This is a genomic window from Acinetobacter sp. ANC 3832, from assembly GCF_002135415.1.
GTDB lineage: Bacteria > Pseudomonadota > Gammaproteobacteria > Pseudomonadales > Moraxellaceae > Acinetobacter.
Map to the genome: position 1 here is coordinate 249,339 of NZ_NEGJ01000002.1, position 13,206 is coordinate 262,544.

Here is a 13,206-nt window from a genome sequence, read left to right on the forward strand (position 1 = left end):
TTTTGAATATGGTGGCGAGACCCAGGTTCGAACTGGGGACACACGGATTTTCAATCCGTTGCTCTACCGACTGAGCTATCACGCCGTTGGGGCGTATTAAACAATCTAAACGTTTTAGCGTCAAGTATTGAATGCAGAAAAATTTATCAATAGTTTATTTTTACAGCACAATTTGCTTGTTTTGATGTTTTAGCTATCAATCTTAATAAAAAAACAGCCCATTCAGGCTGTTTTTAATCATATGCAGAGGATCTAAAGTTAAATTTTACCAATATGTGCCAAGCAACGATGAATCGCGCCACATCCTGGTTCAAATACTTTTACACCTTTCTCTTCCTCGATACGACAAACTTCTTCAATCAGCCTTTCAGCCACGCCTCGCCCCCGATTCGCAGGATGAACAACAATATTTTCTAAAGTTTTACTCTCCCCTTGACCTGTACACCAAACCGCACCAATAATCTTGGTATTAAATTCTGCTGTATAAAGTAAGGTATACTGAGCTAAGTTTTGCTCAAGTTGTTCTATGGCATCTTTTCCATCACCGAACTCAGGACTTGTGTCATACAGTCGCTCGAGTTGATCGCGAACTTCTTCATTGTCTAGTGAAGTTTTGGCATGTACGGTAATAGGCATTGATTAACCCTCCAGAGCAATCTAATATGCGATGACTTTCGTCACCGCGAAAAACATTTTAACATCAATCATTTTTGACGTTTTTGAGGAACGTGTCTATGACGCAACGTATCAGTGAAGTGGTAAGAAACACCAACGAAACCAAAATCCGAGTTCGTGTGAATCTTGATGGTACGGGTCAAGGCACCCTCAATACAGGTGTTCCATTTTTAGACCATATGATTGATCAAATCAAGCGTCATGGACTATTTGATATTGATATTCATTGTGATGGCGACTTAGATATTGATGATCATCACACTGTGGAAGACTGTGGTATCACGCTTGGACAGGCTTTTGCACAAGCTTTGGGTGATAAAAAAGGCTTACGTCGTTATGGTCATTTCTATGCACCACTTGATGAAGCTTTAAGCAGAGTTGTGGTTGATTTATCTGGTCGTCCAGGTTTATGGATGGATATTCCATTCACTCGTGCCCGTATTGGTACCTTTGATGTGGATTTATTCTCTGAATTTTTCCAAGGTTTTGTGAATCATTCACTGATGACACTGCACATTGATAACCTAAAAGGTAAAAATAGTCATCACCAAATCGAATGCACATTTAAAGCATTTGCTCGTGCACTTCGTATGGCATGTGAGATTGATCCACGCGCTGAAAATACTGTTGCTTCAACCAAAGGTAGTTTGTAATGACCCGAATTGCCCTTCTTGACTATGGCATGGGAAATCTACATTCAGCAGCAAAAGCACTTGAACATGTCGGTGCTACTGTTGATGTGACCAATGATCCAAAACTCATTGCTCAAGCTGATAAAATTGTATTTCCAGGTGTAGGCGCAATGCGTGACTGCATTCAAGGCATGCGTGAAGCAGGTATTGATGAAGTAGTACGCAATGCTGCTTTCAATAAGCCTGTTTTAGCCATTTGCGTAGGCATGCAAGCTTTGCTTGAATCATCTGAAGAAAATGGTGGTTCAAAGGCTTTGGGGATTTTTAAAGGTGTTGTCAAACATTTCCCTGAGATGAGCGGCTTAAAAGTTCCACATATGGGTTGGAATCAAGTCCATCAAGCAGATCCGAGCCATCCAATGTGGAAAAACATTGAGCAAGACGCCCGTTTCTACTTTGTGCATAGCTATTATGTTCAACCAGAAGACTCTAGCTTAGTTGCAGCAACCTGTGATTACGGTATTGACTTTTGCACTGCTATTCATAAAGAAAATTTGTTTGCAACACAGTTCCACCCAGAAAAAAGTCATACCGCTGGTTTACAGTTGTTAAAAAACTTTGTGGAATGGAAAGTTTAATCTTTCATTCCAAAGTAAAAAAGCTCATCACATGATGAGCTTTTTATAAAAAAATATAAGCTACTTTCTTTTATCCATTATTTTTACTATTATCTGATTAATTTTAAAACAATATGTAAAATTTTACCTTTTCTACAACAACTCTAAAATTAAATTTAAAATGAGTAATACAATGAATTCACCTAGACAAAATCAAGATTCACCCTTAAGTGCAAATGGTCGTTTCGGAAGACTCTCTTATTTAGGATGGAATATGTTATTAGGATTAATAACTGTCCTCATTGTTACTATTATCGCACTCATTGCACCAAGTATACTACCAACAAATCCTAGTGAAAAACTATCAATAGCGACTATCGTATTCTTTGTCATTATTTATGCTTTCATGATCTATTTTTCATTTATATTTACAATACGTCGGTTACATGACCGTGATCATAGTGGCTGGTTATCTTTAGTTATATTCATCCCCATAATTAATTTCTTTTTTATCCTATACTTAATTTTTGCTCCAGGAACTCAGGGTTCAAACAATTTTGGTGCACCACGTATTACTAAAACATGGGAAAAAATTTTAGGATGGATGTATGTGCTTATATTCCCACTAGGAATTTTAGCAGCAATTTCTATTCCTGCTTATCAAGACTACGTTAAGCGTGCTCAGCAAATGCAGTTAGAACAAAATATAAATCATTCTGAATGATTTCAAAATAAAAGCCTTCTCACTTGAAGGCTTTTATTAATCCCTTGTCACAAAACCACCTTCCAATGGTTCTACACTAATTTTAATCTCTGCTTTTAAATTTAAAGCCGCATAACGTGCTTTAATTTCCATCATCAATTGATCAACAGAAGCATTTTTTAAATCAAACTCAGATTGTTCATACGCTTTGGTTGCTAAATCTGCTTTTTCTTCATTTTTAGATTCAGAATTCCAACGCTCCGTCACACCAACCAAACGCGCTAACTCAATTAAACTCTGTGCCGTACTTGGGGTCGAGTTTTGGAACCATTTACTCATTGTTCCTTTCGAAATCTCAAGAATATTCACAATATCTATTGGCTTAATCTGTTTATCTTGAATGAGTTGTTTAATTTTTTTTGCGCCTTCTATAAAAAGGTCATCTTCCCTATCACTCATCTTTGATTACCCTAAATAACTTCCTGACGATTATCACTCAAACTAACATTTCTTGCTCATTTTTTGTTATAACATTTTTAATATATAAGCCTTTTGTGATTTATTTTGCACACTCCTGAAACCATACTCCCAAGCAAAGAACAAATTGCACTCTTGCCTCGTTTTCAGAACCTCAAATCTGAACAGATTTTGGTGATCAATACACTCGAACAATGTCATGCCATTGCAGATGAATTAACAACAGCAGCACTACTGGGTTTTGACTCTGAATCCAAACCCACATTTACCAAAGGTGAAATATCGACAGGTCCTCATTTGATCCAACTTGCGACATTTGAAAAAGCCTATTTATTCCAAGTTAACTCTGAAATTTTAGAATTTTTAAAACCCATTTTTGCAAACCATGACCAAATTAAAGTCGGCTTTGGCTTAAAAAATGATGCGCATCTTTTTCGTAAAAAAGGAATAGAACTGAATAGCATCATCGAACTCTCTAAATGCTTCTCAAGCTTTGGTTTTACCAATCCAATGGGACTCAAAAATGTGATGGCGCTATTATTTCGAGTCAATTTCCCCAAAAGTAAAACCATCAGTACATCCAATTGGTCTCGTAAAATACTCTCTCCGCAACAAGTTGATTACGCTGCTGCAGATGCTTATGCACCTGTCCTAGTCTTTGAAGAATTACTTCGTTTAGATTTAATTCCTCAAACAATTCCAAATACATCCTTAAAATTAAGGATTCGTCCAAATAAAAGCGCTGTTTGATACTTAGATATTGAGCAATACTTTGCTAAGATTGCGCACAATACATTCTTTATAAGATTTAGCGAGGAGCGCGAGCATGCTGATCATTCCTGCAATTGACCTGAAAGATGGCAAATGTGTCCGTTTAAAACAAGGTCGTATGGAAGACGATACTGTATTTTCTGATGATCCAGTTGCAACTGCACAACATTGGGTCAATGAAGGCGCACGTCGCTTACATTTGGTCGATTTAAATGGTGCTTTTGCAGGTACGCCAATCCATAAGCCAGTAGTTGAAGCAATCGCTCGTGCGCAACCTGAACTTCCAATTCAAATTGGTGGTGGTATCCGCTCACTTGAAACCATTGAGCATTATTTAGATGCAGGCGTTTCTTTTGTGATTATTGGGACGAAAGCCGTTCAAGATCCTAGCTTTGTTGAAGAAGCATGTAAAAAATTCGCGGGCCATATTATTGTCGGTATTGATGCAATGAATGGCATGGTTGCAACCGATGGTTGGGCGAATGTGACAGATGTAAAAGCCATTGACCTTGCAAAACGTTTTGCTGATGCAGGCGTATCTAGCATTGTCTATACCGATATTGCTCGTGATGGCATGATGCAAGGTGTCAACATTGAACAAACTGTCAATTTAGCAACCTATTCAGGCTTGCCTGTCATTGCTTCTGGTGGTGTGACCAATCTTGATGATGTACGCAATTTAAAAGGTCAACCTGGCATTTTAGGTGCAATTACAGGTCGTGCAATTTACGAAGGTACATTAAACCTGCGTGAAGCTCAGTCTTTGTGGGATGATCAATCCATTTAAAACGTACTGTTTTAAATGATGTAAAAGAGATCCAATTGGATCTCTTTTTTATCCCAAAGTATTTTCAAAATGTTGCATTTCAATTTTACTGACTAGAAACGGCTTCATCGCATTAAACCAATGTTTAAACTCTTCTGTTTTCATAAAAACGTCGGTATGTACTTCTAAATCAGTCCAATAAATTTGTAGAATATAATTTTGCTTGTTTTCAATACCACGGATCAGTTTGAATTTTTCACAACCTTGTGCATTGCGGAACACATCCGAAACTTCATAAAACTTTTTTTCAAAGGCTTGTTGTTGACCATCAATAATATGGAATATCGCTTGTTCTATGACCATGACTTAAACTCCTCTAAGTGTTCTTTTTAGCCAGTTTAATACTTTTGATATAACACAGGTATGAAATAACGTAGAACTTTTGAAATGTGAAGCATTCTACATCATGCCCTTTTCATTCATATTTAAAGAGAAAAGGAAAAAACCATAAACACGAATTTAAAACATCTATCAAATTAGATATTCAGGGACAAGCCCTCGATTCATATTCTTATAAAATTCATTCATTAAATACACGATAAGCGTAGAATATATACTCTTTGTTCTCCCTCATTGAATATGCAATCGCCCACTTTTTTATCCCAAAATCATATATTTTCAAAATATACCCCTCAACTTTCCCTGATTTTAATTACCATGATTTGGGGTGGCACATTTATAACAGTACAATATGCACTCAATTTTAGTAGCCCGATGTTCTTTGTCGGTTGCCGTTTTCTAGCAGCAACGATTATTGTTGGATTACTTTCTTGGTCTGATTTAAAAGGCATAACCAGACAAGACTTATATGCGGGCAGTTTAATTGGCCTAACTATCGCCATTGGTTATGGTACACAAACGATTGGTTTAAAAAGTATCAGCAGTAGTGAATCTGCATTTTTAACTGCTCTATATGTTCCTTTAGTCCCTATTTTGCTTTTACTGGTTTTCCGTAAAATCCCACATTTGATGACATGGATTGGTGTATCCTTTGCCTTTATTGGATTGGTGTTTTTGACAGGCAATGGTTTTAGGCAAATTTCTCTTAATTTTGGACAAAGTATTACGATTTTAGGTTCAATTGCCATCGCCATGGAAATCATCCTGATTAGCTACTTTGCCAGTAAAGTAAACTTACGACGTGTCACTGTCATTCAGCTTGCTGTAGCATCTCTGTTGGCTTTTGCCTCAATGCCTTTGGTCGGTGAATATCATTTACCCCAATTCTCATGGGTCTTGATTGCCGTTGCTATTGGATTAGGACTTGCGAGTGCTGTTATTCAATTGACCATGAATTGGGCTCAACGCTCTGTTGCTCCATCCCAAGCTGCAATTATTTATGCAGTTGAACCCATTTGGGCTGCGATATTTGGACGAATTGCAGGTGAGCGCTTACCTATTTTGGCTTTAATTGGTGGATTATTTGTTGTTCTAGGTGTTATTGTGAGTGAGTTAAAGCCAAAGTTTTTGAATAAAATTTCATCTAAAAAAGAGCTCAATTAAGCTCTTTGATGTTTAGTTATTCAGATCATTCCTTCTTCTTTAACAACATACAGGGTTCATAATATTCTACGGTTGGCATGGGATCATAAAAGTGATGCAACAATGCTTTCCAGTCTAAATATGCCTCAGATTTTCTAAACCCTTCAGTATGGTCTTCTAACTTATCCCAAAAAACCAGTAAAATATAACGATGTGGATTGTCTATATTTTTAATCAATTGCACTGCATTTAAACCCTGCATTGGATAAATAATTTGTTGAGCTTGCTTAAATGCAAGCTCAAAAGCCTGACTCTGCTCAGGCTTGATAGTCAAATGCACATGCTCAATAATCATTTAGACCACTCAGCTTTTGCATTATGAATACATTGCTTTGTTATCATTTAAAGCAATGATGCCTCGAATTGCACGATACACAATCCAAACCCAAGACAGACCAATCACAAATAAACAAAATGTTCCTGCACCCAATGCTACGCCAGCAAAGGCAGTTGCATTTTGACCTGTAAAAAATAGGAAGATGAAAGGAACAAAGGCAATGATATTCCAAATTAAATACCACCAAAACGTACGAATTTGCCATTTAAAATGGCTTTCAAAAATCGTACCTCGAACAGAATCCATCTTCACATAGTTAATAATTAAAGCGATAACAGCCAAAATACCCGCTGAAGCAATCGCAATAATATAAAGTGCGTAAAGAATAAAGGTAAGCGTTTTATTTTGACTTTGATCTATGCTTGTATTCATCTACTTGCCCCTTATGCTTAATTTTTCCTTTAAAATTTCAACACGTTTAAAGGAGAAATAAGCCATAAAATCAATAAAATATTTAATCCTATAGTACAAAAATAAATTTTACGAAACGGTTGTTTTTGTGTTTTATGTCGTAAGCGTTGTTGAGCCAACCATGCGGCTGGCCATCCACCCAAGAAAGATAAAAGATGCAGTGTATTTTCAGGTACACGGCGATTACCATTTTGTGCAGCTTCTTTATCTTGGCCATAAAACCAATAAGTCATCACATTTATAATGCTGATAAAAAGCAACACCATGCCACTTAAAAAACCTGAGACAGTCAAAATCGCCAATGCTAAAATATAAATAATTGCAAATATTTGCATCGGCTGAAGTTTCGATGTGGACTGCTTGTTGGGTTGAATGGTTGATGAATGGGTTTTTTTCTGTGTTTGCGATGCTTTCAAATACGTCACTTGAATGGCTTTATAACGACCTTGCCCATCCAACTGCACCACATATTCCAATGCACAACCCACAATTGGCCGCGGACCTTGACGAGCAAAATCCTTGATATGTAAAAACACACGACCTTTGGACTCATCATTCGGTTGAATAAAGCCATAGCCTTTGTCATCAAACCATTCAACTAAACGTCCTTGATCACGCATTTAAACTCCCTTATCTTTTCAATATAAATTCTAAATATGACTATTTTAATCAGCTACAAAAAACACTCTGCATAAGGTCTTTTAAGTTCTTCTTCTATTTTATAAAAATAGAAGAAGAATAAAGAAGTCGTAAATACTGATGCAGAACGCCAGATTAAGCCGTGACGAATTTTAATCTTTCAATCAACATATTACGCATTTCTTGAGGATTTTTCTGCAAAATATCCTCACCTGTACGACCTTCAATTTGATTCATATGTGCGACCTGCAAACGCATCATCCAAAAACGCCCTGCTGCCATCGCCAAATACAATTCTAAGCAAGATTTTTCATCTGAGGTTAACGGGCGAATGCTCTCATAAGCCTCTAAAAAAGCTTGAGCCTTCACTTCATCCAACGTTACTTCAGGATATTCTGTACAGAAATCATTTAACGTAATCGCAACATCAAATAATAATTCATCTTGATTCAGTTCATAAAAATCCAAAATCCCCTTGAGCTGATCACCTTCAAATAGCGTATTGTCACGAAACAAATCTGAGTGAATAAAGCCTTTCGGTCGGTTTGGATACATCGCTGTTAAGGCATCATATAAACCCAATAAATTACTCAAAATCGTTTGATCGGCAATATTCAATGTCGGTTTGATTTCTTTGGCAACATTACGCCAATATTGATGATTACGATATTCAGCACGTTGCAAAGGAAAATCTTTTAATGCCACATGAATTTGAGCTTGTGCAATGGCAATCGCTTTGATCTGCTCAATATTGGCAGGCATTGGATGATCACCCATTAATCGTGGTGCAATTTGTGCAGGCTTATCTTTTAAGGAGTGAATGGCTTTTCCATCATGTTTTAGAGGTACAGGTACAGCCAAACCTTGTTGCCCTAAATGTTCAAGTACAGGAACCAATTCACCTGCACCTTGCTCATCCATATTTTCAAATAACGTCAAAACAAACTGCGTGCTATCTGCACAAACAATAAAATAGTTCGTATTTTGAATACCTCCTTGAATGGGATTCAGCTCAACAACCTCTAATCCATAAGGTGCTGCGAAAGCCTGAACTTCCTTTAAACTCAAAGTGGTATAAACCGACATAGAAAACCTGCGAAAAAACTTACATAATTTTGATAGAATAACCGCTTCGACTATCAAGGTGTAGCACCTGAGTCGCTAAGTTTCACAATCGACTGTTATTTTTGGAAAAAATTATGCTCGCTAAACGTATTATTCCTTGCCTAGACGTTGATAATGGTCGTGTGGTGAAAGGTGTTCAATTTCTTGATATTCGTGATGCAGGCGATCCCGTTGAAGTTGCGCGTCGTTATAATGAGCAAGGTGCAGATGAAATTACCTTCTTAGACATTACCGCAACGTCGAATGGTCGTGATACCACGTATCGTACTGTTGAGCGTATGGCTGAAAGTGTATTCGTTCCTTTAACCGTTGGTGGCGGTGTCCGTAAAGTTGAAGATATTCGTTTACTCTTGAATGCTGGTGCGGATAAAGTCAGTATTAACTCTGCTGCCGTATTTAATCCTGAATTTGTCCAAGAAGCATCACAACGCTTTGGTGCACAATGTATCGTAGTGGCAATTGATGCGAAAAAAACAGGCGACAATAAGTGGGAAATCTTTACTCACGGTGGTCGTAAAACCACAGGGATTGATGCCATTGAATGGGCTGTAAAAATGGCTGAATATGGGGCTGGTGAGTTACTGGTCACCTCTATGGATGCCGATGGTACCAAATCAGGCTATGATCTGAAATTAATGCGACAAATTAATAACCGTGTGAATATTCCAACCATTGCCTCAGGTGGCGTTGGCTGTTTACAACATTTGGCTGATGGTATTTTACAAGGTGGCGCGGATGCCGTTTTAGCTGCCTCTATTTTCCACTTTGGGCAACATACCATTCCTGAAGCAAAAGAGTATTTAGCAAATCAAGGCATTGAAATGCGTCTTTAAGTAAACTGCTTGCATAAGACTTTTAGTTTTTTCTTTGAGCAGATAAATAAAAAGACTATTTACACTTATGTAAGATATTGAGCATTTCAAAATTAAGTATCAAAATATTTAAAAGAGTGCCGAATGGGCACTCTTTTTTACCGCTCTTTAAATATGATCATTCTTTTTAAAATAAAAAAAAAAGGAAACCTTATGAAAGGCTTCCCTATAAACCAAGAAAATAACAGCACTTGGCATTTTAAAATTTCTTAAAGAGGCTACTCAGTAAGCAAAGCCACTATAACCAATTTAAAATCTTGAATATTGACACGGTTGACAAAAAATATTGACTATTTACGACATGCGCGCACTAAAATTGCACATTAAACTCAAATTTGAGTACACTAAAATCATAATGAGTACAGCAAAACTCTGTTTTTTTTAAATAAAAAAAGGAATAACCCAATATTCCCTTTTCAATAAATCAAAATTTTAAGCCACTGAATCGACAGCCGAATCATCTTCTTTTTGTACTAATTTTGGTATTTTTTCTACTAACTTCGCTGGAAAATATTTCTCAACGCGTTTCGAAAGCCGATTTGCAACAGGTTGTGGTAAATGTACACCCAATGGGTTTTGTTCTTTTAAATCCGCTGAGGACACAACACGTGTACCCAATATATAGTCAAACCAAGGTTTGGTGACACACCAATTGGCATCCTGATTAGAATTCATATGATGGTCATAATGCCATGGAATTTTCTTCATTGCCCAATCAGGTTCTAAATGTGCACGGCGGTGAATATAATAATAATTACATGCACTATAAAGTGAAGCAGCCACCATTCCTTTCGAAATAGGATAAAAAATTAAGCTCGCTGCACCTGCTACAACAGCCAATGAAATAATTTCATTTTTTGTCCGCCAGTTAGAAATACCCTCAACATAGCAATCATCAAAAAATACTTGCTTACGCACTTCACGGTGATGTTCCCAATGCGACTTCATACTATCGGGTACAGGACTATAGCGTGGCTTACCTGCACGATGCGTACCGTGCAAAATGTATTTATGCGCAACCCATTCAAAGCCATTTGCAACAACTAAACCCACCAGAAAACCTTTTAGCATCTTCATATCTCCTTATTTAGCTTCTTGCATTTAAGTAATTCCTTTTCTTTTCCCAAAGAAAGTTGGCTCTACAATGTGTGTGCAAGAAGTCTCTTCTTATCATTTAATATAGATGATTACTTCCAAACGATATTGACCTTAAAATTAATTTACATTGACAAATTACGACATTTTTATGTTTAAAATTGATTCGCTTTTACAGTTAGGGAGTTGCCGATTTTTATTTAAAATGTTAAAACGTGGCTATATTTAGTTTAAATTGACATTTTACGACAATAATAAAGTGATGCTTATGCAACCGATAAAAGATTACGCAGGCTCTGTCTATGGTGGACTCGGACATTTGCTCTATGCGTATAGTCAAGCCAAAGGTCTCAAAATCTCAGATCAATTACAACTTGTACAAAACTTAGAACGCTTTGATTTTAGTATTTGGCGTGGACTACTTGATGATATTAATCGAGTTGTACAAAGCCCGACGCTTGGTTTAGATATTGCTGAATATGTACAACCTAAGCATTTAGGGATCATTGCCTATATTGCACAATCGTGTGACACATTAAGCGAAGCACTAACACGTTATTATGATTTCCATCGCCTCATTTATGATGGTAGTCCACTGAAAGTCGAGGTTCGAGGTAACTATCTCTCCATTCAATGGGATTTACTGCCTGAACATTTAACCACACAAATTACTGATGAAATTGCAATTGCTTTGATTGTTCAATTTCTCAAACATTTTTTAATATTGGATGATATTTTTATTCATGAAGTCAATTTCATTCAGCCTGCACCTAAAGATGTCAGTCTGTATGAACGTTATTTTCATTGCAAAGTTCGCTTCTCTCAGCCAAGAGCAGAATTAATTTTTCCACTACACTATTTAACCACACCCATCAAACAAGCAGATCAGACCTTACAAAAGCTTTTAATGCAACAAGCCAAAGCCTTGCTTGAGAATCTTCCCAATAGCACACAATTGGATGAACGATTACAACAAAGTATTTTAATGGGCTTACAAAAAAATAATTATCAAATTGAAGCAATTGCACAGCAACTGAATATGTCAATTCGCCAGTTACAACGTCATTTGCAAAGTCAAAACACCACTTACCAACAGCGCGTGCAAGAAGTTCGTCAGCTCTTGGCCATGCAATATTTACAAGATCCTCATTTAAGTTTACAGGAAATTGCTTTATTGCTGAGCTATTCTGAACAAAGTGCATTTCAACGTGCTTTTAAACAATGGACAGGATTAACACCTCAACAATGGCGTAAACAACGATCAGCTTAAGCTAGATTAATTCATAGCTTTTTTATAAAAACTGATTAGAATATTTCCGAAACTCATTAAAATTTAATTACAACAACTGTAAACAACACAATAATGGAAAATATATGAATAGATATCTCGCAGAATTTATCGGAACCTTTTGGCTGGTCTTTGGTGGTTGTGGTAGTGCTGTACTGGCTGCTGCATTCCCTGAGCTTGGCATTGGTTTCGCAGGCGTCGCTTTAGCATTTGGTTTAACCGTATTAACAGGAGCTTATGCCCTAGGTCATATCTCTGGTGGACATTTTAACCCTGCAGTCAGTATTGGTCTTTGGGTCGGTGGTCGTTTTGATGCCAAAGATCTTGTTCCTTACATCATCTTCCAAGTGATTGGTGGTGCAGTTGCTGCGTTTGTTTTATATATGATTGTAAAAGGTCAAGCAGACTTCGTCAGCGTTGGCGGTTTCGCAACCAATGGCTTTGGCGACTTGTCCCCAGGTAAATATTCAATGATGTCAGCATTAATCATTGAAATTGTACTGACTGCAATGTTCCTCATTGTAATTATGGGGGCTACAGATAAACGTGCTCCTGCAGGCTTTGCGCCAATCGCAATTGGTCTCGCATTAACACTGATCCATTTGATTAGTATTCCAGTCACCAATACTTCGGTAAACCCTGCACGTAGTACAGCGGTTGCAATATTTGCGGATACGGCTGCACTGAGTCAACTTTGGTTATTCTGGGTTGCTCCAATTATTGGTGCCATCATCGGTGCTGTGCTTTATCGCGGTATTGCGGGTGAACAGAAAAGTTAATATTTCAAGTTAAAAATAAAGCCTGCTCAATTACAGGCTTTATTTTTTAAAGTAGTTCACTCAAAACAACCAACTTTAGACGGGTGTATTAAATCTTTTTAATAACCCAATTATAAAAATGGATTTTCGACTTCACCCTCAATTTGACGTTCTATTTTCTCAGGTAAATTCTGTCTGCTTTCTAAAGCCGTGACAACTTCATTCATAAAGGCTTGTAATGCCTTGGCTGCCTGTAAGCCAGCTTGATCTTTGGTAATTTGTAGATTCCCATACACACTGATGCAATCTTCCTGATTTTCCAACGTTAAATCATGAATCGCATGTGATTCTGTTCCATTTTCAAAAGGTTTAAACATATTATTTATTCTCTATATTTTTCATTGTATTGTCAGAAAAGTATAAAGACTTTCTGACAAT

The 13,206-nt window shown here is 37.1% G+C and carries 18 protein-coding genes and 1 tRNA gene; 9 read left to right on the forward strand and 10 right to left on the reverse strand.

Going from position 1 to position 13,206, the window contains the following annotated elements; translation table 11 throughout:
• Positions 1-9: 9 nt before the first annotated feature.
• Together B9T35_RS03555 and B9T35_RS03560 are read right to left on the reverse strand one after the other, a co-directional pair.
• Positions 10-85: transfer RNA gene (locus tag B9T35_RS03555), tRNA-Phe, on the reverse strand.
• A 173-nt stretch (positions 86-258) separates the two neighbouring features.
• Positions 259-636, reverse strand: coding sequence for a GNAT family N-acetyltransferase (locus B9T35_RS03560; protein WP_086189752.1), 378 nt, complete (start codon positions 634-636; stop codon positions 259-261).
• Between the two features lie 98 nt (positions 637-734).
• Here B9T35_RS03560 and hisB point away from each other — a divergent pair, with 98 nt between their 5' ends.
• From hisB to B9T35_RS03575, 3 genes are all read left to right on the forward strand, one after another.
• Positions 735-1,328 carry an imidazoleglycerol-phosphate dehydratase HisB gene (gene hisB / locus B9T35_RS03565; protein WP_086189753.1) on the forward strand — a complete coding sequence of 198 codons (594 nt, stop codon included), beginning with the start codon at positions 735-737 and terminating at the stop codon, positions 1,326-1,328.
• Positions 1,328-1,945, forward strand: a complete 618-nt coding sequence (hisH, locus tag B9T35_RS03570; RefSeq protein ID WP_086189754.1) for an imidazole glycerol phosphate synthase subunit HisH — start codon at positions 1,328-1,330, stop codon at positions 1,943-1,945. The genes hisB and hisH overlap by 1 nt, the downstream gene beginning before the upstream one ends.
• 172 nt (positions 1,946-2,117) lie before the next feature.
• Positions 2,118-2,648: a DUF805 domain-containing protein gene (locus B9T35_RS03575; RefSeq protein ID WP_086189755.1), complete on the forward strand. Its 531-nt coding sequence runs from the start codon at positions 2,118-2,120 to the stop codon at positions 2,646-2,648.
• Positions 2,649-2,684: 36 nt separating this feature from the next.
• Here the strand turns inward: B9T35_RS03575 and B9T35_RS03580 are convergent, their stop codons facing one another.
• Positions 2,685-3,086 carry a transcriptional regulator gene (locus B9T35_RS03580; protein ID WP_086189756.1) on the reverse strand — a complete coding sequence of 134 codons (402 nt, stop codon included), beginning with the start codon at positions 3,084-3,086 and terminating at the stop codon, positions 2,685-2,687.
• A gap of 105 nt (positions 3,087-3,191) precedes the next feature.
• On the opposite strand from B9T35_RS03580, the gene B9T35_RS03585 reads away from it, so the two are divergent.
• Both B9T35_RS03585 and hisA read left to right on the forward strand, forming a co-directional pair.
• Positions 3,192-3,854 carry a 3'-5' exonuclease gene (locus tag B9T35_RS03585; protein WP_086189757.1) on the forward strand — a complete coding sequence of 221 codons (663 nt, stop codon included), beginning with the start codon at positions 3,192-3,194 and terminating at the stop codon, positions 3,852-3,854.
• 76 nt (positions 3,855-3,930) lie between these two features.
• Entirely contained in the window at positions 3,931-4,662 is a 732-nt protein-coding gene (hisA, locus tag B9T35_RS03590; protein WP_086189758.1) for a 1-(5-phosphoribosyl)-5-[(5-phosphoribosylamino)methylideneamino]imidazole-4-carboxamide isomerase, read from the forward strand.
• Positions 4,663-4,710: 48 nt separating this feature from the next.
• On the opposite strand, the gene B9T35_RS03595 is transcribed toward hisA, so the two are convergent.
• The gene (locus tag B9T35_RS03595; protein WP_086189759.1) at positions 4,711-5,004 is read right to left on the reverse strand and encodes an antibiotic biosynthesis monooxygenase family protein; all 294 of its coding nucleotides are present in this window, start codon (positions 5,002-5,004) and stop codon (positions 4,711-4,713) included.
• Between the two features lie 276 nt (positions 5,005-5,280).
• On the opposite strand from B9T35_RS03595, the gene B9T35_RS03600 reads away from it, so the two are divergent.
• Positions 5,281-6,204, forward strand: coding sequence for a DMT family transporter (locus B9T35_RS03600; RefSeq protein ID WP_086189760.1), 924 nt, complete (start codon positions 5,281-5,283; stop codon positions 6,202-6,204).
• Between the two features lie 25 nt (positions 6,205-6,229).
• Here the strand turns inward: B9T35_RS03600 and B9T35_RS03605 are convergent, their stop codons facing one another.
• The 4 genes from B9T35_RS03605 to B9T35_RS03620 all read right to left on the reverse strand — a co-directional run bounded on the left by B9T35_RS03605 (position 6,230) and on the right by B9T35_RS03620 (position 8,716).
• Positions 6,230-6,538, reverse strand: coding sequence for an antibiotic biosynthesis monooxygenase family protein (locus B9T35_RS03605; RefSeq protein WP_086189761.1), 309 nt, complete (start codon positions 6,536-6,538; stop codon positions 6,230-6,232).
• 21 nt (positions 6,539-6,559) lie between these two features.
• The gene (locus B9T35_RS03610) at positions 6,560-6,952 is read right to left on the reverse strand and encodes a DUF4870 family protein (protein ID WP_086189762.1); all 393 of its coding nucleotides are present in this window, start codon (positions 6,950-6,952) and stop codon (positions 6,560-6,562) included.
• A gap of 29 nt (positions 6,953-6,981) precedes the next feature.
• The gene (locus B9T35_RS03615; protein ID WP_086189763.1) at positions 6,982-7,611 is read right to left on the reverse strand and encodes a DUF1294 domain-containing protein; all 630 of its coding nucleotides are present in this window, start codon (positions 7,609-7,611) and stop codon (positions 6,982-6,984) included.
• Between the two features lie 154 nt (positions 7,612-7,765).
• Positions 7,766-8,716: a homoserine kinase gene (locus tag B9T35_RS03620; RefSeq protein WP_086189764.1), complete on the reverse strand. Its 951-nt coding sequence runs from the start codon at positions 8,714-8,716 to the stop codon at positions 7,766-7,768.
• A 110-nt stretch (positions 8,717-8,826) separates the two neighbouring features.
• Here B9T35_RS03620 and hisF point away from each other — a divergent pair, with 110 nt between their 5' ends.
• Complete coding sequence (hisF, locus tag B9T35_RS03625; protein ID WP_322853540.1) at positions 8,827-9,588, forward strand: imidazole glycerol phosphate synthase subunit HisF; 762 nt, start codon at positions 8,827-8,829, stop codon at positions 9,586-9,588.
• A gap of 471 nt (positions 9,589-10,059) precedes the next feature.
• Here hisF and B9T35_RS03630 read toward each other — a convergent pair whose 3' ends face one another.
• On the reverse strand, positions 10,060-10,698 hold the full coding sequence (locus B9T35_RS03630) for a sterol desaturase family protein (protein WP_086189766.1): 639 nt from the start codon (positions 10,696-10,698) through the stop codon (positions 10,060-10,062).
• Between the two features lie 292 nt (positions 10,699-10,990).
• On the opposite strand from B9T35_RS03630, the gene B9T35_RS03635 reads away from it, so the two are divergent.
• Together B9T35_RS03635 and aqpZ are read left to right on the forward strand one after the other, a co-directional pair.
• Positions 10,991-11,992: an AraC family transcriptional regulator gene (locus B9T35_RS03635; protein WP_086189767.1), complete on the forward strand. Its 1,002-nt coding sequence runs from the start codon at positions 10,991-10,993 to the stop codon at positions 11,990-11,992.
• 104 nt (positions 11,993-12,096) lie between these two features.
• On the forward strand, positions 12,097-12,789 hold the full coding sequence (aqpZ, locus tag B9T35_RS03640) for an aquaporin Z (protein ID WP_086189768.1): 693 nt from the start codon (positions 12,097-12,099) through the stop codon (positions 12,787-12,789).
• A 110-nt stretch (positions 12,790-12,899) separates the two neighbouring features.
• On the opposite strand, the gene B9T35_RS03645 is transcribed toward aqpZ, so the two are convergent.
• On the reverse strand, positions 12,900-13,145 hold the full coding sequence (locus B9T35_RS03645) for a hypothetical protein (protein WP_086189769.1): 246 nt from the start codon (positions 13,143-13,145) through the stop codon (positions 12,900-12,902).
• Between the last annotated feature and the right edge of the window lie 61 nt (positions 13,146-13,206).